The following is a 21,805-nucleotide window of genomic DNA, read 5'->3' on the forward strand; positions in this document are numbered from 1 at the left end:
GAGGATTTAAAAAATAAATCACTTCAACAACGGCTTCAAGAATTTACCTGTATGTGAAGCTTTGACTTTCACTACTTCTTCAGGCGTTCCTTCCGCGACAATCATACCGCCACCCGAACCGCCTTCAGGGCCTAAGTCCACCACCCAGTCAGCAGTTTTAATCACGTCCAGATTATGCTCAATCACTACAATGGTATTGCCCTTGTCACGAAGCTGATGCAGGATATCCAACAGTTTGGCAATATCATGAAAATGCAGACCTGTGGTCGGTTCATCCAGAATATACAGGGTTTTACCAGTATCACGTTTGGCCAGCTCGCGTGCCAGTTTGACCCGCTGTGCTTCACCACCGGAAAGGGTGGTAGCAGACTGACCCAGACGGATATAACCTAAGCCCACCTGATTCAGCGTTTCCAGACGACGGTGAATCACTGGAATGGCATCGAAGAAATGCATGGCATCTTCAACGGTCATTTCCAGTACATCGGAAATGTTCTTGCCCTTATAGTTCACTTCCAGCGTTTCACGGTTATAGCGTTTGCCATGACAAGCATCACATGGCACATACATATCCGGCAGGAAGTGCATCGCCACCTTGATCATGCCGTCACCTTCACAGGCTTCACAGCGACCACCTTTCACGTTAAACGAGAAACGACCGGCAGCATAACCGCGTGCCTTGGCTTCTTGCGTCTGTGAAAACAGTTCACGAATCGGGGTAAATAGACCGGTATAGGTTGCCGGATTGGAACGCGGGGTACGTCCAATCGGACTCTGGTCAATATCCACAACTTTGTCGAGGAACTGCAAACCATCAATCGATTCAAACTTTTCCGAAGTTAAAGTGGTGGCACCATTGAGCTGGGTCGCCGCCAAAGGTAACAAGGTACGGTTGATCAGGGTAGATTTACCTGAACCAGACACCCCGGTAACACAGGTCATAATACCTAAAGGAATGGTCAGATCGACTTTTTTCAGGTTATGCCCGGATGCTCCCATCAGCTTGATTTGTTCCTCAGGCTTAGGCGGTTGAATCCGTTTTTTCGGGACTTCAATTTTTAACTTGCCAGATAAATATTTTCCGGTCAGCGAGTCAGGATTAGCCAGAATTTCATCATACGTTCCTTCGGCAATTACATGCCCGCCATGCACACCGGCACCCGGACCGATATCAATAATATGATCGGCGGCACGAATCGCATCTTCATCATGCTCGACTACCAAGACGGTATTGCCCAGATCACGCAGACGGATCAGGGTCTGTAACAGACGGTCGTTATCACGCTGATGCAAACCAATTGATGGCTCATCCAGCACATACATGACGCCCATCAAACCGGCACCGATCTGTGAGGCCAGACGGATACGCTGTGCTTCACCACCAGATAACGTTTCGGCAGAACGCGACAGGCTGAGATAGTTCAGGCCGACCGAAACCAGAAAGTGCAGACGTTCACGGATTTCCTTGAAAATCTTGTCGGCAATTTCACCCCGTGCACCTTCCAGATGAATGCCTTGATAATAGCTTTCAGCATCGCCAATCGACATGCGGGTAATGTCGGCAATGGTCTTGTCCAGAATTTTCACATTGCGTGAAATTTCATTCAGGCGTGAACCATCACAGGCATCGCAGGCGGCATTGGACAGATACTGTGCCAGATCATCACGCACATAATTACTTTCGGTTTCACGATAACGGCGTTCCAGATGCGGCAAAATTCCTTCAAAGGGAATGACCCGATTATGGCGACGGCCACGTTCATCGATATAACTCAAATCAATTTTTTCTTTGCCGGTGCCGTACAGAAATTTTTTCTTGGTATCGGCATCCAGTTCATTCCACGGCGTTTCTAGAGAAAAACCGAAATGCTCGGCGACTTTCTGGATCATGCTGTAATAATATGGACGCTGACGGTCCCAACCACGAATGGCTCCCTGACTGACGCTAATCTCAGGGTTGGGAATCAGTTTGTCGGCACTGAAATGGCTGCGGGTCCCCAGACCGTCACAGACCGGACAGGCACCAAAGGGATTGTTGAATGAAAACAGGCGTGGTTCCAGTTCAGCCACAGCACGGTCACATTGCGGGCAGGAATGCTTGGCTGAAAACACGCGATCGTTATGTTCGCCTTTCATCCAAGATAAAATCGCGATATCGCCACCGAGACGTAGCGCGGTTTCAAAACTTTCGGCAATACGGTTACCCAGATCATCACGTACTTTAAAGCGGTCGACCACCACTTCAATGGTATGTTTTTTCTTTTTATCCAGCTCAGGTGGTGGATCAATTTCCATGATCTCGCCATCCACACGGGCGCGGACAAAACCCTGACTTTGTAGCTGTTCAAACAGCGCTGTATATTCGCCCTTACGTTCGCGCACGACCGGTGCTAACAATAACAGAGCAGTGCCTTCTTCCAGTGCTTTGACTGCATCGACCATTTCAGTGACTGTTTGTGCCACCATTGGCAGGTCATGTTCCGGACAATAAGGCGTTCCGACCCGTGCATAGAGTAGACGTAAATAGTCATAAATTTCGGTAATAGTGCCTACAGTCGAACGCGGGTTATGGCTAGTAGACTTCTGTTCAATAGCAATAGCTGGGCTTAAGCCTTCGATCGAATCGACTTCCGGTTTTTCCATCTGGGAGAGGAACTGGCGGGCATAGGCTGAAAGCGATTCGACATAACGGCGCTGACCTTCGGCATATAAGGTATCGAAGGCCAATGAGGACTTACCTGAACCAGACAGTCCCGTAATCACCACAAACTTGTCGCGTGGTATATCAAGGTTCACATTTTTCAGGTTATGGGTACGTGCGCCTCGAATACGGATGTGGCTTTGGCTCATGCAAGAATCCTAGAATATTCATCAAAAACTCTTATATGATACCGGATGAAAAATGTTCAAGTGCAAATAAAAGTATTTTAAACGTCAAGTTATGTCGGTGATTGGTCAAAAGATCAGTATAAAAGCAACTATTTAGAAACGGATGATGTATTTTTCCATTGAAATTCTGGCCAACCTTTTTATCAAGACGTCTAAATATGGATTCGACTTCTGCAAAAGGTTGAGTGCATGGAAGTGCAGAGTATCAATCAAGATGAATATTAAAACTATTTTGCATTATTTAAAATTTTTTAGAAAAAAAGCCCTGTATTGAACAGGGCTAAATTCAGCTTAAATTAATCCAGACCAGGCCACTGGCGTTGTTCATAAGCACTGTCCCAGAATAGCCATTCCAGGCGCGCTGCATGGGTATAAGCTGTATGCATTTTTTCTAGTGTATCGGCATCGACACGCGCTGCCACCCGATCCACGGTTGCAATCACATTACGCACGGCGGTATGGAAATCTTCCCCGGCATAGGTATCAATCCAGGCCTGATAAGGATTATTTGCTGCAGCATTGTCGACAATATCCTTGCCGACTTCTGCATAAATCCAGAAACACGGCAGCAACGAAGCCAATACCACCGGATAACTTTCGGCCCAAGCCGTCGCCTGCAAATAAGAAGTATAATGATGGCATGCCAGCGTCAACGGTGTCTGCTCAAATTGCGCCTTGCTAATACCAAAATCCTGCATAAAGCCATCATGCAGGCTGCGTTCTACCACAATTGCAATTTTAGCTGCTTCACTAAACTGGATAACGTCATCTGCCTCAAAAGCTTTGGCTGCACAGACTACCAGCGCACGACCATAGGCCAGCAGATAATGCGCATCCTGAATCACATAATGGCTAAAGGCGTCACGGCTTAAGGTGCCCTGTGCCAGCTGCTGGTTAAAAGGCAATGCTAATGTCTTCTGATAAAGTTCGAGATTACGTTGCCATACATCTTGAGAGAAACTCATACTAAAATCCTGAGCAGTTGAAGTCTAAGCATGCAGCACTATAGCAAAGAACGCCCTGTTTAAAAGATCAACAACCTGGAAAAGCAGAAAATACTCAAATATGGCTCAGGAAGTGCTTTGGTTTAGATGACAAAAGTTTCATAATTGAGACAACTTCTGGTTTTAGTATTTCCCTGTAATTAAAGAAATACATTCAATGAAATTTATCTAAGGTCGATATGTATGTTGAAACATTTTGGTTTCTCAATTGCATTTTCGATTGTGTGTCTTGGTTTGTCTGCTTATTGGGGTTATACCCACGGTCCGGAAGCGGGCCTGCAAACCATGTTCACAGCACTGACCATCACCGCTATTCTGGCGATTATGGAAGTGTCGTTATCTTTTGATAACGCGGTTGTCAATGCATCTGTCCTTCGCGGCTGGGATCATTTCTGGAAAATGCTCTTCCTGACGGTCGGAATTTTAATTGCCGTTTTCGGGATGCGTCTAATCTTCCCGGTGGCCATCGTCGCGGTAACCGCAGACATGGGCTTTATGGAAGTAGTCCAGCTGGCCCTGAATGATCCAAAAGAATATTCGGCGCGTTTAATGGCACATCATCCTGAGATTGCAGCCTTTGGTGGTGCCTTCCTGTTGATGGTGTTCCTGAACTTCTTCCTGGACGAAGAAAAAGACACGCACTGGTTCAGAAGTGTAGAACGCCGTCTATCCAATATAGCCAGTGTTCCTGCAATGTCGGTCTTTATCGCCCTGGTGGCGCTGCTGATTATGGCGGCCAATGTGGTAGAGGCCAAGCGTCTGGTCGTGACGATGGCGGGGATCTGGGGTATTGTGATCTACATCGGGGTACAGGTCCTGAGCCATCTATTGGGTGGTGAGCCGGAAGTCGATGAAAATGGCAATGCAGTTCGTCATGACGAAAATGGCGTGCCTACTGGCGTGGTAAAAGCCGGTATCGGTGGCTTTCTCTACCTCGAAGTTCTGGATGCTTCCTTCAGTTTTGATGGCGTGATTGGCGCCTTTGCGATTACCTCGGATGTGGTGATTATCATGCTGGGTCTGGCGATTGGTGCGATCTTCGTGCGTTCCATGACCATTTATCTGGTCGAAAAAGGTACACTGGATGCTTATATCTATCTGGAACATGGCGCACATTATGCGATTGGTGCCTTGGCCTTTATCATGATCGCCAGCGGGACTGGCGTGCATGTGCCAGAAGTCGTGACCGGTCTGATCGGTGTGGCCTTTATTGTCTGGGCTGTGATTGCCTCGATCCAGTATAAAAAACGTCAGGCAGCTTTAGACAAATAAAATGTTGCTCTTGACTGAAAAGCGTGGCTCCGGCCGCGCTTTTTTATTTTTAGATCGGCATCATCTTTATTTCAACTAAAATTCTTGTCTTATTAATGAGCTGAATGTCCTATAATCTGGGCTCCAGATTAATTAACCCAATCGCCATAATTTATGATGAATGCTTTAGAACGTCGTTCAACCTTTGCCCTGAGCAGTATTTTTGCACTGCGCATGCTGGGGTTGTTTATGATTATCCCGGTATTTTCGGTGGCAGGGCAGGCATATCAATATGCGACACCTGCACTGATCGGTTTGGCGGTCGGGGTCTATGGTCTGACCCAGGCACTGTTACAGATTCCATTCAGCCTGATTGCGGACCGTTATAGCCGTAAGCCGCTGGTGGTTTTAGGGCTGCTTTTATTTGCATTAGGTGGGGCAATTGCCGCCATGTCGGACACCATTTATGGTGTCATTATCGGCCGTGCGATTGCTGGAGGCGGGGCAGTATCTGCTGTGGTGATGGCATTGCTGGCAGATGTGACCCGTGAAGAAAACCGTATGAAAGCCATGGCAATCATGGGGATGAGTATCGGTCTGTCTTTTGTGGTGGCCTTTAGTCTGGGGCCTTGGCTCACAGGTCTGGTCGGTATCTCGGGATTATTCTGGGTGACTACGGTGATGGGCCTGGCGGCGATTGCCATGCTGTTGATGGTGCCGAAAGTCACGCGCCATCATCAAAACTTTCAGCAGGGCTATCTGGCACAGCTGAAACAGGTACTCAAAATCGGTGATCTGAACCGGCTGCATGTATCGGTCTTTACCCTGCATTTATTGCTTACCGCCATGTTTATCTATGTGCCTTCGCAGCTGATCGAATTTGCAGATTTGCCACTAGCCAGTCATGGCTGGGTGTATTTACCGCTATTGGTGCTCAGTCTGTTTTTTGCTTTTCCAAGTATTATCCTGGCAGAAAAATACCATAAAATGCGCGCGATTTTTCTGGTCGCCATTACTGGCATTATTCTGGGTTTAATGGTGATGGCATTTGGTTTTGAATCCAAATATGTCTTGCTGACCGGTCTGGGCCTGTTCTTCATCGCCTTTAATGTGATGGAAGCCCTGTTACCATCCTGGTTATCGAAAGCGGCACCGATCCAGTCCAAAGCGACGGCAATGGGCGTGAATGCCAGCAGCCAGTTTTTAGGGGCGTTCTTTGGCGGTATGATTGGCGGACAATTGCTGCTGCTCAATAATACCTCAATGGGCTGGAGTATCCTGACAGGGATCGCGATAATCTGGCTGCTGATGAGTTTTGGTCTGGCTCAGCCGCGTTATCTGTCCTCATTGGTACTGCGATTGCCGGAAAGCAGACAAACTGACGAATGGACTTCTCAGCTTTTGGCGATTCGTGGTATTGAAGAGGTCGTGGTGATGTCTGAACAGCAAGTTGCCTATGTAAAAGTCGATAAACAGCAAATAGATGATGCTTCGCGACAACAATTAACGCACTTGTTAGGTAAAGAGGTAGCCATTTAATCATAACTCTTATAAAGTAAAATACAGAAATATATAGGAAGTAGACGGCAGATGCGTGGTGTAAATAAAGTTATTTTAGTGGGTACTTTGGGTAAAGATCCGGAAACCAAAACTTTTGCAAATGGTGGTTCTCTCACTCAATTTTCGATTGCAACCAGCGATTCGTGGACAGATAAAAGTACGGGTGAGCGCAAAGAACAAACGGAATGGCACCGTATCGTGCTGCATAACCGTTTAGGTGAAATTGCACAGCAATATCTTCGCAAAGGCTCAAAAGTGTATATTGAAGGTTCATTACGTACCCGTCAGTGGACTGACCAGAATGGTCAGGAACGCTATACGACGGAAATCCGTGGTGAACAAATGCAGATGCTAGACTCTAGCCGCCCTCAAAACGATCAGGGTGAGAGCAGCTTTAATCAGCCACGTTTTAATAATAATCAGGCCAACAACAACCAGGGTGGTTATGGCAATAACCCGCAATCCGGTTATGGTTCAGCGCCACAGCAAGGTGGCTTTAACAACAATAATCAAGGCGGTGGCTATGGCAACAATAATCCGAGTGGTTTTGCGCCGAAATCTGCACCTGCTCCAACAGCAGCGCCTGCAGCAGATCTAGATGATGACCTACCATTTTGATGTCTAACTCAAAAAGGTAAATCGTCATTAAAACCCACCTGAATATGGTGGGTTTTTTATATCTTAAAGATTTGTATTAAGTTTGAATAAAGCCCTGATTTATTAAAATATTAAGAAGTCTTAAAGCATGACGTTGCTTTTGATCAGAACAACTCTGCATCGAGAAAATAAATGAGATAAGCAATACCGATAGAAATTTATGATCTAAAAAAGCGATCATTTTTATAAAAACTTACGGTTTTACCTATTTGAAGATTTTTCGTATTCTAGCTTCACAACATAAGCAATCCCAGAAATAAGCGAGAGGAAACATCTCATGAGTTTAATCAATACTGAAATCAAACCGTTCAATACAACTGCTTATCACAATGGTCAGTTCATCGAAGTTTCTGAGCAGGACCTGAAAGGTAAATGGTCAGTGGTGTTTTTCTATCCTGCAGATTTTACCTTTGTTTGTCCAACAGAACTTGCAGATTTAGCTGATCAATATGCCGAATTCCAGAAAATGGGCGTAGAAATTTATTCTGTTTCTACCGATACCCATTTTACTCATAAAGCTTGGCACGATACCTCAGAGGAAATCCAAAAGATTCAATATCCAATGATCGGGGATCCGACGTGGACATTGTCTAAAAACTTTGAAGTATTGATTGAGGCTGAAGGTCTGGCAGATCGTGGTACTTTCGTGATTGATCCAAAAGGTAAAATCCAGATTGTTGAAATCAACGCGGGTGGTATCGGCCGTGATGCACAAGAACTTCTGCGTAAAGTGAAAGCAGCACAATATGTCTATGAACACCCAGGTGAAGTTTGTCCGGCAAAATGGAAAGAAGGTGAAGCAACACTTGCACCATCCATCGACCTGGTGGGTAAAATCTAATTCATACCTGCTTTTTTGCAGCAAAAGATCCAGCACAAGTTGCTGGATTTTTTAATTCTTAATTCAGCTATTTGCGCCTCATTTGAAGATAAATCAAGAAAGGTAGAGTTTTATTATCCGCCTTTCAAGTTACTTATTCCGGTTAATCAGGTGAGTCCAGTACCACGCTACGTGATTTATAAAGTATGAAAACAAAGAAGCCCCTGCTTTCGCAGAGGCTTTTATTTAAAAGGCGCTGTAGTTTCTTGTCGTTTTAAATAATTTTCGCATAAACCCATCCGAGTCTAAGCAGATAAGTTTAAGCTTTTATTATGCTGCGAATCATAGGTATTCTAAAAGTATTTGTCAACCAAAGGTTATAAAAATGGTTAACTAAATTATTTGTTTTTAAAGTGTATTTTTAGTCAATTAGGCAAAAATATGAGTAAAATCCTAGATTTGATGTAACTGGACTGATACTAAGAAATAGATAAAAAAACAGCAGCACGTCAATCCAAAAGCTTTTACGAAAAACATATATTCTGGAAGATTTTAATAACCTGTTTGACTGGCGCATGGTACATAATTTCTGTAGTTTTTCAATGACGGATGATCAGTTTGGATATTGCAGTAATAGGTAGTGGCATGGCCGGACTGGCTACAGCCAGAATGCTCCAAGATGCAGGGCATCACATCACGATTTTCGAAGCACTTCCTGGTCGCGGCATGGACAGTCATAGCCTTGAATTTGAAGGGGGGCTGATTGATGCACCTTTACGTGTGATGAACCCCTATCTGTGGAAAAACACCCTGAGCTTGGCCACACATCTAGGCATTAAAACTTATCCGGTGCGGACTTATATGGCCTGCAGCTGGTTATTTGAAGATAAAACTGAAACTTGGCTGACCACATCGCGCAGCCGTATTGGCAATATCCCGATTATCAACAACCGTAAAGGCTTGCAGCAGTATGGCTGGCGTTTGGTCAAAGGCCTGTTGCAGTTAAAAGTTGCATTGACTAAATTCTTTAAATCAAAAAATCAGGACATCAGCCTGGCAGAATTTATCAACCGCAACGAGATTGAAGAAGTATTCTGGTATGGTGCGGTGATGCCGGTGTTATATACCATCTGTACTTGTAATCCGAAAACTATTGGTGAATGGCCAGCTAAACCCTTGTTGATTTTCCTGCGTCAATTAACCGATGGTGATGCGTTACTGCGTCTGCAAGGCGGTACACCGGCGCTGGTCGACAAGCTGATTGAAGGCATTCAGATTGAAGACGGTTCAGCGATCACATTGGTACAAGAGCAAGGCGATCAGGTCAGAGTGGAAAATGCAGCCGGTTATTCAAAACTGTTTGACCGGGTGATTGTCGCGACCCCGACCACCAAAATTGAGGAGTTCCTGGATGCAGAACAGTTTGCCAGTGAAATTGAGTTATTGAAGAAATTCAAATTCGAACAGGGCGAACTGGTGATTCATACCGATGCCAGTGTGATGCCGCCAAAACGTAAAGACTGGGCCGTACTCAGTTATATGATGGACCGTAAATTTACCCGTCAGCAATTTACCGTGTGGCTCAACTCGATTGAGCCTTCTCTGGTTGGCAAATCGGCCGTATTTCAGACCTGGCGTCCAGTGACTGACATTGATCCGAAGAAAGTGATCAAATCGGTAATGCTGACGCGTGCAGTTGTTGATGCTAATACGGTGGCACTGAATAAAGAATTGCAGCAACGTCATCTAGAAGCCAATCGTAAGGTCTTCTTCTGTGGCTCATGGTCATGTGATGGTTTACCGATTCTGGAATCGGCGGTGACCTCAGCGATGAAAATTGCGGAAATTTTTGGTGCACCTTTACCATTTCAAGGTTTAAAACCTGTGGTCGAGGTTGCACCGCAACTGGGTTATTAATCCATGCAATGGCTTCAGGCAATTCGTCAGCGTCTTCCCCAGCACAAGTATGCGATTGATGCCGCTACGTTGGGCGATCACGCCCAATTGGCTTGGAGCAATTTGGGGTATTGGCAAGCAGGTCAGCAGGAGTATGTGGCTGCCTGTCGAATGCTCGCCGATCACCTTGCACAATCTGTAAATTTAAATTCAAAAGATAAACTGCTGGATTTAGGCTGCGGTCAGGGTGCCAGTTTGCTGTACTGGCAACAACACTATCAGGTGCAATATCTGGCCGGGGTTGAGCTGCAAGCTGCCTGTGTAGCCAATATTCAGCAATATTTACCAGAACTGAATGCCATTTATCAGGCGTCATTTTTGCGTTTAAAAGAATTGCCATTTTCCCAGCGTTTTGATGTGGTGTTATGCCTGGATGCAGCCTATCACAGTCCTGTGCCTGTATTCTTAGAGCAGGTCCGCAGTGTTTTAAATTCAAATGCGCGGATTGGTTTCCATCATCTGGTTTTGTCCGAGCGCTGGGAAACTTTAAATGCATTACAACGACGTAAGTATCAGTTCTTATTGAAATCTGCCGATGTGAATTTAAAAGATTTAATGACAGTAGGTGCGTTATATGCCTGTCTGGATCGTTTTAAATTTAAAAATATTGAGATTCAGGATCTGTCCGAACCGGTATTTTCCGGCTTTGCTGATTATGTGCAACAGACTTTGAATTCAAAGTCATCAGATGCTCAGGCTCAAGGCTCGAAACTGGATCAATTTAAGATTCAGATGACAGCAAAACTGTGCCAGAAATTATATCAGGAAGGGATCGTTAGATATGTGCAAGTGACGGCACAATCGAAGAATGAATAAAGCGCTGCAGACCCCCACTTACTTATAAAAACCCCAGGTCCAGAAACATCAAAGCCTCACTAAAAAGCGAGGCTAAGATATGGTGCCGGCACACGGATTCGAACTGTGGACCTACTGATTACAAGTCAGTTGCTCTACCAACTGAGCTATGCCGGCATGGTGGAGTGCATTTTACAGATTTTTGATAGCCACGCAAGCCAAAAAATAACCGTTTAATCAGTTTCGGCAGAATTTGCTTATTTCAATCTGATGATTGAAAAGTTCTGTGTTTGGCTATTCGTAAGGAAATTGCCCATACATCAAAATATGGGCGAGGGTGAAATTATAGGATTTGCTATGGATATGAGTTCGTTAAAAGGGTTATCTGTTTTTCAGGATACGATCTAATTCTTGTGCACATTCCTCTAAAGTAAAGGCCATATCAAACTGCATTTGAGGTTTGAGTTCTTGAGCGAGGCTTCTCCACTGTTCGATGAGTCTTAAGGCTTTTTGAATTTTATGTTTATTGATGTCCTTGGCAAGGGTTGGGGTATAACCGCCACGTTTTGCATTTTTAATCTGTTTTGCATAGTTTGCGCTGTTATTCATGTTCACTCTCCGAATAGCAGTGTATCTATTTTTAACTTTAACTTTGAATGGCTCGGTTCACTTATTGATTTCTTTCTATCCTGTGGTTTTTATTCTCCTTTTAGATGATTTACCAGCAACATAACATAGCTTTGATGACAATGAAATTAAGCTATTTCTGTGCCAGTTATTTGCCTGAATACATAAATAACAGGCTGAAATGGATAAGGTATAGAAACTGTACGGTTCATTATATTTTGTAGCGGAGGGGGATGAAGATTCCAAGACCATCATTTCATTTTAAATGCTGATTTACTGTAGGCTTTTAGGAGAAAAAATATTTTTTATTTCAATAAGCTGGCTAAGATGAGTTATAGCCATATGTGATGCAAGAGAAGATAAATTTTTGATTAATATAAGGATAATATAAAAATTGAATATAAAAAAACCGAATCATAAGATTCGGTTTTTTAAAATTTTGGCGGTGAGAGAGGGATTCGAACCCTCGAAACGCTATAAACGTTTACACACTTTCCAGGCGTGCTCCTTCAGCCACTCGGACACCTCACCATAGGCCGAGGATAATAGCGAAAAAAACCAGCTATGCCAAGCTGAAACAATTGATTTGAAGAAAAACTTTTAACGTAGTGCTATGATTCGCAAAAATGCTTGTTAAAAACGAAGACAATTTATGCAAAGCACTGCACAAAAGGCAGCTCTTCCGGTCATTACGCTGGCTGCGCTTGGAGTAGTTTTTGGAGATATTGGGACCAGTCCGCTGTATGCACTGCGCCAATGCTTCCTCACTGCACATCTCGCCATTAGCGAAGCTTCAGTACTCGGCATCCTGTCCCTGATTTTCTGGTGCATGATGCTGACCATCAGTTTTAAATACGTCACCATCATCATGCGTGCTGACAACAATGGTGAAGGCGGGATCATGTCACTGCTGGCATTGAACCTGCGTACCACACGCATTTCCGATCAAAAGAAAATTTTCCTGATCGCCTTGGGCTTTATCGGGGCATCACTATTTTTTGGTGACGGAATTATTACTCCGGCAATCTCTGTGCTCTCAGCCATCGAAGGCCTGAGTATTGCGACACCCATTTTCAATCAATGGCTGGTGCCGTTATCGATCGGAATTCTGGCTGGACTGTTTATAATTCAGCGACATGGTACGGCGACGATGGGCAAGTTCTTCGGGCCTTTAACCCTGCTCTGGTTTCTGTCCATTGGTGGCTTTGGTTTATGGAGCATTATCCAGACCCCATTTGTACTCTGGATGGTAAACCCTTACTGGGCCTATCACTTTGTGGTTGATCAGCCTTATGTGGCTTTTCTGACCATGGGGGCGGTGATCCTGACCATGACCGGCGGTGAAGCAATTTATGCCGATATGGGGCATTTTGGCCGTCTGCCGATTCGTCTGGCCTGGTTCATTATTGTCTTGCCGTGTCTATTGCTGAATTATGCCGGGCAAGGAGCATTGTTGCTGCGTAATCCTGAAGCACTAGAGAACCCTTTTTATATGCTGTTACCTGAGTGGGCCTTGTTCCCGATGATTGGACTGGCAACGGCAGCAGCGGTAATTGCTTCACAGGCGGTTATTACCGGGGTGTTTTCTATGGTCAATCAGGCCATTCAGTTGCGTTATTTGCCGCGCCTGTCAGTCAAGCATACTTCGGCAGTGGAGCGCGGTCAGATTTATCTGCCTTTCATTAACTGGATGCTGTTTATCTCGGTCCTGATCCTGATTTTACTGTTTGAAAATAGTGCCAGTCTGGCCAGTGCCTATGGTGTTGCAGTGACCATGACCATGCTCTGCGGCACAATTCTGATCTCAATTCTGGCGTATGGCTTCTGGCGTTGGCCGGTATGGAAAGTGGCTTTATTTGCTGTGCCATTTTTGGCACTGGATTTGATCTTTGTTGCTTCAACTTCCTTAAAAATCGCTTCAGGAGGTTGGGTACCAATTCTGATTGGTGCAGTACTGTTTACAATTCTCATGACCTGGAAAGACGGGCGTGCTTTGGTGCTGACACGGCTTGAGCAGGATGCTTTACCGATAGACTTATTTATTAAAAGCATCTCGATGGGGGACGGCACCAAGTTTGTACCAGGGGATGCTGTTTTCCTGACGGGTACACCCAATATTGTGCCACATGCCATGCTACATAATATTAAGCATAACAAAGTCTTACATGAAAGAAATATCATGCTCACGGTAATTACCCGCGACATTCCTTTTGTCGACAGACAAGATCGGATTGAGGTAGAAAAACTGAGTGAACACTTTTACCGGGTATTTATCTATTACGGTTTTAAGGATCAGCCGAATATTCCGGATGCGTTACAACAGGCCTATGAGCAATGGAATTTTGAATATGACCTAATGCAGATCAGTTTCTTTATTTCACGTGAACGGATTATGCATACTGTGGGTGAGGGCATGGCACCCTGGCGGGAAAAGCTGTTTATTTCCATGCAGCGTAATACCAGTCCGGTCAGCGATTTTTATCAGATTCCAACCAACCGTGTAGTCGAGCTGGGCACCCAGATCCAGATCTAAGTAAGATGAAAAATAAAAAAACCAGAGTCATACTCTGGTTTTTTTATACAGAAAACAATAAACCGGCGAGTTTGGTTTATTGCTCAAGCTCTACCGCAGCTGGCATTTCAGGTGCCGCATTCAAAGGTTCTTCCATCTGTACTGGCTCTGCATCCGATTGCACCGCAACTTCAGCCTGTTCATTGCTTACCTCTGCTTCAATCACAGCGGCTTGCTGTTCTTCCTGTGCTGGTTGTGGTTGAGGCGCAGCAATAGACATGTTTGCCTCTACACCTGCCTCATTCATGCCAGGTTCTACCATAGCTGGTTGAGGAACAGTACCTGAATTTGGTGCCTGAGTCATTGCTGGATCATTAGACATTGGGGCGGGTGTATTTGGCATTGCGGGCTGTGGTGCCACTGTACGCGGGTCAACTAGGCGGATCTGGCCCGAATTTACCAAACTTTCTAAAGAGCCTTCCTGGCCATTCACTTTAGTACTGATTTTAGCTTTAGAGAGGCTTTCAAGTGTTTCACCCGGTTGAATGGTGGGTTCGGCAAATGCCCCTACGCTCATCACACTTGTAAATAATCCTAAACTTAATATTTTAGAGAATTTGGAATTCATAATTAACACCATTACTAATAATTGTACGAATTGGATAGGCGCTTAGCTTTACATACTCAGTCTATGAGGCCAAACAAAGCTACGTAAACACCGTGAAAATTCATTTAAAAAGAAATAAAAACCAGACAGTTTGTTACAACGAATGCGGTTTATACACAGTTATTGTTTATTTAGTAAACGAATAGTGGAGCCAAGATATACTTCGCTTATACAGCTTGTTAAGCTCAATTAAAGTCGGTGTTGATCTAAAAAGTACGTGTAAGAATGGCCAAGAAGCAGCGTAAATCCAAAAATTCATTTTTTCAGTTTTTAAATGATAATAGTATTAAAGTCATTCTGGGTGTAGTGGCTTCGAGCAGCTTCGCCATCGCTTTTGGTCAAGAAAAAATCAGTCAATGGGTATCACTGTCATCCTCTACCGATTCTGCCTGCCTGAACCAGTTTTACCGTGATGTACCCCCTTACCTGATGAGAGAGAGCCTGAAAAAAGACAGTTATTCACTGTGTTTTAATGGCTTTAATGTAGAGTATTCCGGAGTATCCAAGACCCCGCTCTGGGTGGCAGAAGCTTTAACGCCTGCACGCTTAAGCAAGAAAATTCCTCGTGAAGACAGTTTTCATGAAGAAGAGCGGGTTAGTGCGAAACATCGTGCCACATTGGCGGATTATCGCGGGTCGGGCTATGACCGGGGGCATATGGCACCCAATGCTGACATGCCGACTAAAGCGGCACAGTTTGACAGTTTTTCCTTGGCCAATATGGTGCCGCAGGCGCCCAAGAACAATCAGCAGGTCTGGCGTGAGCTGGAAGAGGCTACCCGTGCGATTGTGACCAAGCAAAAGCAGGATGTCTATGTCATCACCGGTCCGGTATTTGCAGGGAAAAAACTCAAAACCATCGGCAATGGTGTAATCGTGCCGACTGCGGTCTATAAAGCAGTTTATATGCCGAAAACCGGTGCCATTGGTGCCTACTATGCTCCGAATGATAATTCACTCAAAGTACGTATAGTCAGTGTCTGTTATCTGGAAGAACAGTTGGGAATTAACCTGTTCCCGCAGCTCACTGAAGAGCAGAAGCGCAATACTTATCGCCTGCCATTGACAGCCAAGGCAGTAAAAGCCAACCAGAAAATTGAATATTCGAACTGGGATGCGGAAAGCCAGTGTGCCGAAGACGTTTCCAAAGAAAACCTGCAGGCGCTGCAACGCCAGTTCAAATTTGCCTCAAGCGGCTCGACCTCACCTGCAGCTGGCAGTGCGATGGATAGCGCAACGCAAGATACTATCGTGAAACAGCTGATTGATGCCTTATTGCAATATATTTTGCAGCTGTTGAAATAAGTTTGCTGAAAAAACCGGAATTCAGGTAGCATCGATATCACAGCTTGATTAGAAAATAACAAAGACAGGTGAAAAGGATATGTTTAAAGCATTTGAAAATGGCAACGAATCCCATGCCATTCATGATCTGACTTTGGAAAATGATCTGGACTGCGTCAGCCTGTATGGTAACTTGCAGATCACCAAGGATCAGCAGGGGCTGAAAGTGGCCAAAGCCTTGCAGGCTTTTATCGATGATGTCGTGCAGCAGCTCGAGAACACACCTGACCTGCCAGAAAAAATTCAGCGTAATGACCTGGATGAAATTGAAAATCCATTTTTATAAAACGTGCAGCTCTGTTTTTCTGCACGTTCTAAGGGAAACATGCAGAAAATGAACTTATAAATTAGATAGAGATTTTTATATCTCTATCCCTGCAAGCACTAGTTTTTCTTTTCCAGCAGGGTCTTGTAAATCAATGCGCCAATAATGCCGCCAACTATCGGGGCAACCCAGAATAACCACAATTGACTCAATGCTGCAGTCTGTGCAAAAAGTGCTACACCTGTACTACGCGCAGGATTGACCGAAGTATTGGTCACGGGAATACTGATAAGGTGAATCAGGGTCAGGGCAAGACCGATGGCAATTGGCGCAAAGCCAACAGGTGCACGACGATCAGTAACTCCCATAATTACAATCAGAAAGATTGCAGTCAGTATAATCTCGATGATTAATGCCGACCCCATAGAATAATGGGCGGGCGAGAGTTCAGCAAAACCATTGCTGGCAAAAGCACCGGTACCGGTAAATCCTAGCTGACCTTGTACAATCACATACAGTAACCAGGCGGCCAGAATTGCACCAATCACCTGTGAGACGATATAGGGAAGCAGCTGTTTAGCTTCAAAACGTCCACCTGCCCATAAGCCCACACTGATCGCAGGATTAAAGTGTGCTCCCGAGATATGACCGAGGGCATAAGCCCCGGTGAGTACGGTTAAACCAAATGCCAAGGCGACGCCAGCGAAACCAATTCCCAGTTCCGGAAAAGCCGCTGCTAATATCGCGCTGCCGCAACCACCGAAGACCAGCCAGAACGTACCGATCAATTCTGCAATATATTTATCCATAGTGTATTCCTTTATTGTTTTTATTTGCTTTTTTTAAATTTTATATCAGTAAGCTGCAATAGGGAGAGCAGATTGCTGCTGTCTTTATTCGTGCCTGTCAGGGTTCACGACATTGAGATGCTTTCTAATCGCCATTGTTGTGGCGTCAGCTTGGTCCACTGCTTGAATGCCCGCTGAAAGGCACTCTGTTCAGAATAACCGAGTAACATTGCGGTTTCTTGCAAGCTCAAGTGTGGATCTTTCAGGTATTGCATGGCCATCATGCAGCGGATTTCCTGCATCCGTTGCTGGTAGGTTTTGCCCTGTTTCTGCAAATGGCGCTGTAACTGACGCACTGAAAAATTCATCTGCTCGGCAATATGCTCAATCTGGAACAGGTTTTTTTGCAGGCCAATCAGAATCGCCTGTTGCAGTTGCTGATCAATCAGGGTGGAGTGCGGGAATTTTTCTAACAGTGCGTTGGCCTGTTGCATCAACAGTTTCTGCAAGGTCTGGTCGCCCTGTTTCAGTGGCATGGAAAGTTCACTTACATGTACCAATACCTGATTTTTAGCTTGGGAAAAACGGACCTTACAGCGGAAATGCTGTTCATAAAGGGAAATTTTTTTGGGCATTGGATGCTGAAAATGTACTTCATATAACTGTACACCACGCGGATCCTGAACAATGGTCTTAATGAACTCGGTCATCAGTGCAATGGCGATTTCATCGGTCAATTGGGTATTCAAATTAAAAGGGACTTCGGCCCAGCCAATCGACACATAATCACCTTCCCACTGCAGCTGGAGTGGACCGCCATCATAGATCAGGCGATGATAATCATGATAGCGCATGAACGCCTCCCCCAAGGTTTCACTTGAGAGGGTCAGATAGCCAATGATCCCGAGATGTTTGACTTCTACCAGTTGGGCTATTTCCAGACCCAGAGCAGGTCGTTGCAGCTGTTGATCAAGTGTTGTTAACAGCTCACGCCACAGGACGAAATCGAAGCATTCGAGGTTTTGAATGGCCAATAATTTCTTAGGGACCTCAAGCTGTTTCAACTGATAATAGTCCAAAAGCAAATGTCCTAAACCCCCGTATACCGAGCCTACGTAGTCTTTTAGAACCAGCATTTTTAATTCTTTTATTTTGTCGTATTTTGTCAATCATATTGAATATTTTGGTCAATATCTAGTCCTTTATTTAGCCTATATTCAAAATAGACCAAGAGGTAAAAGATCATGTGGAAAGGTTTTCTGGTAGGACTCGTCGTTGCAAATGGGTTTGAATGGTTTGCGCATAAGTATGTATTGCATGGTGTTCACCGGCCGGGACAGAGCCGCTATAGTCCGGTGCCGGAAAGTATGCGCTCCCATTGGGAACATCACCGGGTTGTGCGCAAAACGGAATTTTCTGATTTCGGTTATGTAGAAGGACTGGATAACTGGCGTACCCGTAATGAAATAGCTTCACTTGCAGTGGTCGCAACCGTTTTTGGACTCAGTTTTTATCCTTTTTCCAAAGGCATGACACTGGCCGCCCTATATAGTGCAGGCAACTATTATTATTTACATCGCCGGGCTCATCTGGAACCGGAATGGGCCAAAAAGAAATTGCCCTGGCATTATGATCATCATATGAATAGCAATCAGGATGCCAACTGGTGTGTCACCAAGCCCTGGTTTGACTATCTGTTCGGTACCCGGGTGATTTCCTCGGCAGATTTGCAGGAGCAGAACCCTTTGGGTTTGATTTTACCTGCACCGATCTCGAAAAAACTGAACAGCTGGGCAGAGCAATATTTTCCGGTTAAATGGGCTGATGCCTCTAATAAAATGCTGCAAAAGACTACAAAAATACGGTAATAAAGCAGCTAAATACAGAGTCGGCAGACTAAAACTGGCCATTGTCGTGATTTGTCAATAAAAGGCAATTGTAGTGTCAATATTGTAGAGCTGATTTCACTTATATTTGCTCATGTCGGTGAGCAAAAGCCTCCTACTGATATGTTTCTGGGTGTAATGAGTTATTTTGAATACCAAGTGCTGTAGTCTTATCTTGGTTTTATAAGGAGTCGTAAGACTCCTTTTTTTTGTCTTGTATTCGTCTGTCTGCTTGAGTCCACGCATAAAAAAAAGAGTGTTTATAAAAACACTCTTTAATCAAATCATCATCTGAAATGTCTTAAAGACGCATTTCAATCCCTTGGGCTGCCATATAGGCTTTGGCTTCCGGAATGGTATGCTGGCCAAAATGGAAAATTGAAGCGGCCAGTACCGCATCGGCACCACCATGAATAATGCCGTCTGCCAAATGCTGTAAATTACCTACACCACCAGAAGCAATAGTAGGAACCGTGACGCAGTCATTGATGGCACGCATCAGGGCAATATCATAACCGGCTTTGGTGCCATCAGCATCCATCGAGGTAATCAGCAATTCGCCAGCGCCGTAACTGGTCATTTTCACCGCCCATTCAATCGCATCAATCCCGGTTTCCTTACGGCCACCGTGGGTGAAAATTTCCCATTTATGGTCACCGGTTTTTTTGGCATCGATCGCCACAACGATACATTGTGCGCCAAAGCGTTGAGAGGCTTCCTGCACAAACTCGGGATTATAAATGGCTGCCGAGTTAATGCTGACTTTATCTGCGCCGGCATTGAGCAATAAACGGATATCTTCGACTTTACGGACACCACCCCCGACAGTCAGAGGCACGAATACAGATTCGGCCATACGTTCCACGGTACGGTAAGTCGTGTCGCGTCCATGATGTGTAGCGGTAATATCAAGGAATGTAATTTCATCGGCACCTTGTTCATTATATCGGCGCGCCACTTCGACCGGGTCGCCCGCATCACGAATATCAAGGAACTGGACACCCTTGACCACGCGGCCGTTATCCACGTCCAGACAAGGAATAATACGTTTAGCTAGCATAAATTTTTCCAATTATTACAGCCGATTATGAAACTCACCCACGCAAGCGCTACACCTTGGCAGATGGAAACGGTATTCTAGCAAAATTATGTAAGTTTTTTCGCAGGTTTTCTATGTCGGTTTATACCACTTTGACTTTAAAGGAAGTTCAGGATTTTGCAGCGCCTTATGGTTTAAAGGCGATTGATCTGATTCCCATTCAAGGCGGTATTCAAAATACCAACTATTTTTTAGTCTGCGAAGACCAGCAATATGTGCTGACCGTATTTGAAGATATGGATGAACAGGCAGCAGGCGAACTGGTTCCGGTTCTGGAACATCTGGGGCAGGCTGGGTTGGCTGTTCCGGTGCCTTTATCGCATTCAGGCAAAGCGATTCACAGTATTAAAGATAAACCGGCACAAATTGCACCGCGCCTGATGGGTGAACATCCGATGCCATCTACCATCGGACAAGTTGAAGCGATTGCAGTGGCTCAGGCGAAAATGCACGTGGCGTTACAAGACTTTAAACTGCAACGTAATTTCGTACGTGATCATGCATATTGGCTGGCAGTGTCTCAAGAGATCAAACCAAGCTTGAGTCCGGCAGATAAAGTCTTGCTGGGTAAACTGTTAGGTTTATATGAGGCTTTAACGGCGGTATATCCGGACCGTCCACGCGGTTTTATTCATTCAGATCTGTTCCGTGACAATACTTTATTTGAAGGCGATCAGCTGAATGGTATTCTGGATTTTTATGAGTTGAATCAAGATGAATTCCTGTTTGACATCGCGATTACGTTAAATGATTTCTGTACTGAATATCCTGACGTGGTCCTTAATAAAGAAAAGGGCAATGCCTTTTTAAAAGCGTATGAAACCGTTCGTCCCTTAACTGAGGATGAAAAATCCTGTCTGGAACTTTATCTGGCCATGGCGGCTGGGCGTTTCTGGATGATGCGCCTGCAGGTGGCACAGCGTAATGCAGCACTGGGTCGGAATGGCGAAGATATTTTGCAAAAAAATCCGGACGAAATGCGTAATATGCTGATTGAACGCTTAAAATTCGTCACTGCTTAAACAATCAGATTAAAAAGGATAGGGGATATGCGCGATCAGGGACGCTTAGTGGAATGGTTTGATGAACAGGGCTATGGTTTCATTCAGCCCAGTGACCCCGCCAAAGATCGCGTATTTCTGCATATCAAGGATTTTGCCAAGCCTGGCCCACGTCCAATCGTGGGCTGTGCGCTGGATTATCTGGTCGTTCTAGATGAACGTGGACGTTATCGCGCGCAGCAGGTGATGTACCTCAAAGCATCGCAAAGCAAAGGTCTGCAAGCCAAACTCAAGCCGTCCAAGCCGCAGCAGACACAGAAATTACAACCCATGCAAATTGCCTGTGTGGGTTATCTTCTGTTTCTGGTCGTTCTGACGCTGGCGGGTTTACTGAATGGATTGGTCTTATTGCTGGTCAGCCTGATGAATGCACTGAGCTACTGGCTCTACGCACAAGACAAGGAAGCAGGACAGCTGGGTAATCGCCGTATTCCGGAAAATACCCTGCATCTGGTGGCCTTCTTGGGCGGCTGGCCGGCAGCCTGGCTGGCACAGCAGAAATTACGCCATAAAACACAAAAACAACCGTTCCGGCAGATATATTTTTGTACCATAGGCTTTAACATCATTTTGATTCTATGGCTGATTTCCCCATTCAATAGCTTAAATATCTAGGGGAAAATA

19 protein-coding genes and 2 tRNA genes are annotated in these 21,805 nt (G+C 45.0%); 12 read left to right on the forward strand and 9 right to left on the reverse strand.

Annotated elements, in window-relative coordinates; translation table 11 throughout:
• Positions 1-18: 18 nt before the first annotated feature.
• Positions 19-2,850, reverse strand: coding sequence for an excinuclease ABC subunit UvrA (gene uvrA / locus H9629_RS10560; protein ID WP_064102625.1), 2,832 nt, complete (start codon positions 2,848-2,850; stop codon positions 19-21).
• A gap of 335 nt (positions 2,851-3,185) precedes the next feature.
• The gene (tenA, locus tag H9629_RS10565) at positions 3,186-3,854 is read right to left on the reverse strand and encodes a thiaminase II (protein ID WP_191731062.1); all 669 of its coding nucleotides are present in this window, start codon (positions 3,852-3,854) and stop codon (positions 3,186-3,188) included.
• Between the two features lie 222 nt (positions 3,855-4,076).
• Between tenA and H9629_RS10570 the strand changes: the two genes are divergently transcribed.
• From H9629_RS10570 to H9629_RS10595, 6 genes are all read left to right on the forward strand, one after another.
• Positions 4,077-5,165: a DUF475 domain-containing protein gene (locus tag H9629_RS10570; protein ID WP_064095026.1), complete on the forward strand. Its 1,089-nt coding sequence runs from the start codon at positions 4,077-4,079 to the stop codon at positions 5,163-5,165.
• 153 nt (positions 5,166-5,318) lie between these two features.
• Positions 5,319-6,683 carry an MFS transporter gene (locus H9629_RS10575; RefSeq protein WP_064095025.1) on the forward strand — a complete coding sequence of 455 codons (1,365 nt, stop codon included), beginning with the start codon at positions 5,319-5,321 and terminating at the stop codon, positions 6,681-6,683.
• Between the two features lie 51 nt (positions 6,684-6,734).
• Positions 6,735-7,322, forward strand: coding sequence for a single-stranded DNA-binding protein (gene ssb / locus H9629_RS10580; protein ID WP_064095024.1), 588 nt, complete (start codon positions 6,735-6,737; stop codon positions 7,320-7,322).
• Between the two features lie 316 nt (positions 7,323-7,638).
• Entirely contained in the window at positions 7,639-8,202 is a 564-nt protein-coding gene (gene ahpC / locus H9629_RS10585; RefSeq protein WP_191731063.1) for an alkyl hydroperoxide reductase subunit C, read from the forward strand.
• A 588-nt stretch (positions 8,203-8,790) separates the two neighbouring features.
• Positions 8,791-10,098 carry an FAD-dependent oxidoreductase gene (locus tag H9629_RS10590; protein WP_191731064.1) on the forward strand — a complete coding sequence of 436 codons (1,308 nt, stop codon included), beginning with the start codon at positions 8,791-8,793 and terminating at the stop codon, positions 10,096-10,098.
• 3 nt (positions 10,099-10,101) lie between these two features.
• Positions 10,102-10,953, forward strand: a complete 852-nt coding sequence (locus H9629_RS10595; RefSeq protein ID WP_191731065.1) for an SAM-dependent methyltransferase — start codon at positions 10,102-10,104, stop codon at positions 10,951-10,953.
• Positions 10,954-11,033: 80 nt separating this feature from the next.
• Here H9629_RS10595 and H9629_RS10600 read toward each other — a convergent pair.
• The 3 genes from H9629_RS10600 to H9629_RS10610 form a co-directional block, all read right to left on the reverse strand.
• Positions 11,034-11,109 (reverse strand) — tRNA-Thr (locus H9629_RS10600).
• 204 nt (positions 11,110-11,313) lie between these two features.
• Entirely contained in the window at positions 11,314-11,541 is a 228-nt protein-coding gene (locus H9629_RS10605; RefSeq protein WP_004729215.1) for a hypothetical protein, read from the reverse strand.
• A gap of 458 nt (positions 11,542-11,999) precedes the next feature.
• A tRNA-Ser gene (locus tag H9629_RS10610) sits at positions 12,000-12,090 on the reverse strand.
• A gap of 121 nt (positions 12,091-12,211) precedes the next feature.
• Between H9629_RS10610 and H9629_RS10615 the strand changes: the two genes are divergently transcribed.
• Positions 12,212-14,092: a potassium transporter Kup gene (locus H9629_RS10615; protein ID WP_064095020.1), complete on the forward strand. Its 1,881-nt coding sequence runs from the start codon at positions 12,212-12,214 to the stop codon at positions 14,090-14,092.
• A 76-nt stretch (positions 14,093-14,168) separates the two neighbouring features.
• On the opposite strand, the gene H9629_RS10620 is transcribed toward H9629_RS10615, so the two are convergent.
• The gene (locus H9629_RS10620; RefSeq protein ID WP_191731066.1) at positions 14,169-14,699 is read right to left on the reverse strand and encodes a hypothetical protein; all 531 of its coding nucleotides are present in this window, start codon (positions 14,697-14,699) and stop codon (positions 14,169-14,171) included.
• Between the two features lie 264 nt (positions 14,700-14,963).
• Between H9629_RS10620 and H9629_RS10625 the strand changes: the two genes are divergently transcribed.
• On the forward strand, positions 14,964-16,043 hold the full coding sequence (locus H9629_RS10625; RefSeq protein WP_064095018.1) for a DNA/RNA non-specific endonuclease: 1,080 nt from the start codon (positions 14,964-14,966) through the stop codon (positions 16,041-16,043).
• A 79-nt stretch (positions 16,044-16,122) separates the two neighbouring features.
• Complete coding sequence (locus H9629_RS10630; RefSeq protein ID WP_064095017.1) at positions 16,123-16,368, forward strand: hypothetical protein; 246 nt, start codon at positions 16,123-16,125, stop codon at positions 16,366-16,368.
• Positions 16,369-16,466: 98 nt separating this feature from the next.
• Here the strand turns inward: H9629_RS10630 and aqpZ are convergent, their stop codons facing one another.
• Both aqpZ and H9629_RS10640 read right to left on the reverse strand, forming a co-directional pair.
• The gene (aqpZ, locus tag H9629_RS10635) at positions 16,467-17,156 is read right to left on the reverse strand and encodes an aquaporin Z (protein ID WP_064095016.1); all 690 of its coding nucleotides are present in this window, start codon (positions 17,154-17,156) and stop codon (positions 16,467-16,469) included.
• A 104-nt stretch (positions 17,157-17,260) separates the two neighbouring features.
• The gene (locus H9629_RS10640; protein WP_064095015.1) at positions 17,261-18,271 is read right to left on the reverse strand and encodes an AraC family transcriptional regulator; all 1,011 of its coding nucleotides are present in this window, start codon (positions 18,269-18,271) and stop codon (positions 17,261-17,263) included.
• Between the two features lie 108 nt (positions 18,272-18,379).
• On the opposite strand from H9629_RS10640, the gene H9629_RS10645 reads away from it, so the two are divergent.
• Positions 18,380-19,003, forward strand: coding sequence for a sterol desaturase family protein (locus H9629_RS10645; RefSeq protein WP_064095014.1), 624 nt, complete (start codon positions 18,380-18,382; stop codon positions 19,001-19,003).
• A 319-nt stretch (positions 19,004-19,322) separates the two neighbouring features.
• Here H9629_RS10645 and hisF read toward each other — a convergent pair whose 3' ends face one another.
• Positions 19,323-20,081: an imidazole glycerol phosphate synthase subunit HisF gene (hisF, locus tag H9629_RS10650; protein ID WP_064095013.1), complete on the reverse strand. Its 759-nt coding sequence runs from the start codon at positions 20,079-20,081 to the stop codon at positions 19,323-19,325.
• Between the two features lie 113 nt (positions 20,082-20,194).
• Between hisF and H9629_RS10655 the strand changes: the two genes are divergently transcribed.
• Both H9629_RS10655 and H9629_RS10660 read left to right on the forward strand, forming a co-directional pair.
• On the forward strand, positions 20,195-21,142 hold the full coding sequence (locus tag H9629_RS10655; RefSeq protein WP_191731067.1) for a homoserine kinase: 948 nt from the start codon (positions 20,195-20,197) through the stop codon (positions 21,140-21,142).
• Positions 21,143-21,169: 27 nt separating this feature from the next.
• Positions 21,170-21,796: a DUF1294 domain-containing protein gene (locus tag H9629_RS10660; protein WP_064095011.1), complete on the forward strand. Its 627-nt coding sequence runs from the start codon at positions 21,170-21,172 to the stop codon at positions 21,794-21,796.
• Positions 21,797-21,805 lie beyond the last annotated feature (9 nt).

The sequence above is a fragment of the Acinetobacter pecorum genome, assembly GCF_014837015.1.
Classification (GTDB): Bacteria; Pseudomonadota; Gammaproteobacteria; order Pseudomonadales; family Moraxellaceae; genus Acinetobacter; species Acinetobacter pecorum.

Bases quoted from the DNA above. Each gene is read 5' to 3' on its own strand.
- uvrA (WP_064102625.1), bottom strand. From the start codon at position 2,850: ATGAGCCAAAGCCACATCCGTATTCGAGGCGCACGTACCCATAACCTG.
- tenA (WP_191731062.1), bottom strand. From the start codon at position 3,854: ATGAGTTTCTCTCAAGATGTATGGCAACGTAATCTCGAACTTTATCAG.
- H9629_RS10570 (WP_064095026.1), top strand. From the start codon at position 4,077: ATGTTGAAACATTTTGGTTTCTCAATTGCATTTTCGATTGTGTGTCTT.
- H9629_RS10575 (WP_064095025.1), top strand. From the start codon at position 5,319: ATGATGAATGCTTTAGAACGTCGTTCAACCTTTGCCCTGAGCAGTATT.
- ssb (WP_064095024.1), top strand. From the start codon at position 6,735: ATGCGTGGTGTAAATAAAGTTATTTTAGTGGGTACTTTGGGTAAAGAT.
- ahpC (WP_191731063.1), top strand. From the start codon at position 7,639: ATGAGTTTAATCAATACTGAAATCAAACCGTTCAATACAACTGCTTAT.
- H9629_RS10590 (WP_191731064.1), top strand. From the start codon at position 8,791: ATGATCAGTTTGGATATTGCAGTAATAGGTAGTGGCATGGCCGGACTG.
- H9629_RS10595 (WP_191731065.1), top strand. From the start codon at position 10,102: ATGCAATGGCTTCAGGCAATTCGTCAGCGTCTTCCCCAGCACAAGTAT.
- H9629_RS10605 (WP_004729215.1), bottom strand. From the start codon at position 11,541: ATGAATAACAGCGCAAACTATGCAAAACAGATTAAAAATGCAAAACGT.
- H9629_RS10615 (WP_064095020.1), top strand. From the start codon at position 12,212: ATGCAAAGCACTGCACAAAAGGCAGCTCTTCCGGTCATTACGCTGGCT.
- H9629_RS10620 (WP_191731066.1), bottom strand. From the start codon at position 14,699: ATGAATTCCAAATTCTCTAAAATATTAAGTTTAGGATTATTTACAAGT.
- H9629_RS10625 (WP_064095018.1), top strand. From the start codon at position 14,964: ATGGCCAAGAAGCAGCGTAAATCCAAAAATTCATTTTTTCAGTTTTTA.
- H9629_RS10630 (WP_064095017.1), top strand. From the start codon at position 16,123: ATGTTTAAAGCATTTGAAAATGGCAACGAATCCCATGCCATTCATGAT.
- aqpZ (WP_064095016.1), bottom strand. From the start codon at position 17,156: ATGGATAAATATATTGCAGAATTGATCGGTACGTTCTGGCTGGTCTTC.
- H9629_RS10640 (WP_064095015.1), bottom strand. From the start codon at position 18,271: ATGCTGGTTCTAAAAGACTACGTAGGCTCGGTATACGGGGGTTTAGGA.
- H9629_RS10645 (WP_064095014.1), top strand. From the start codon at position 18,380: ATGTGGAAAGGTTTTCTGGTAGGACTCGTCGTTGCAAATGGGTTTGAA.
- hisF (WP_064095013.1), bottom strand. From the start codon at position 20,081: ATGCTAGCTAAACGTATTATTCCTTGTCTGGACGTGGATAACGGCCGC.
- H9629_RS10655 (WP_191731067.1), top strand. From the start codon at position 20,195: ATGTCGGTTTATACCACTTTGACTTTAAAGGAAGTTCAGGATTTTGCA.
- H9629_RS10660 (WP_064095011.1), top strand. From the start codon at position 21,170: ATGCGCGATCAGGGACGCTTAGTGGAATGGTTTGATGAACAGGGCTAT.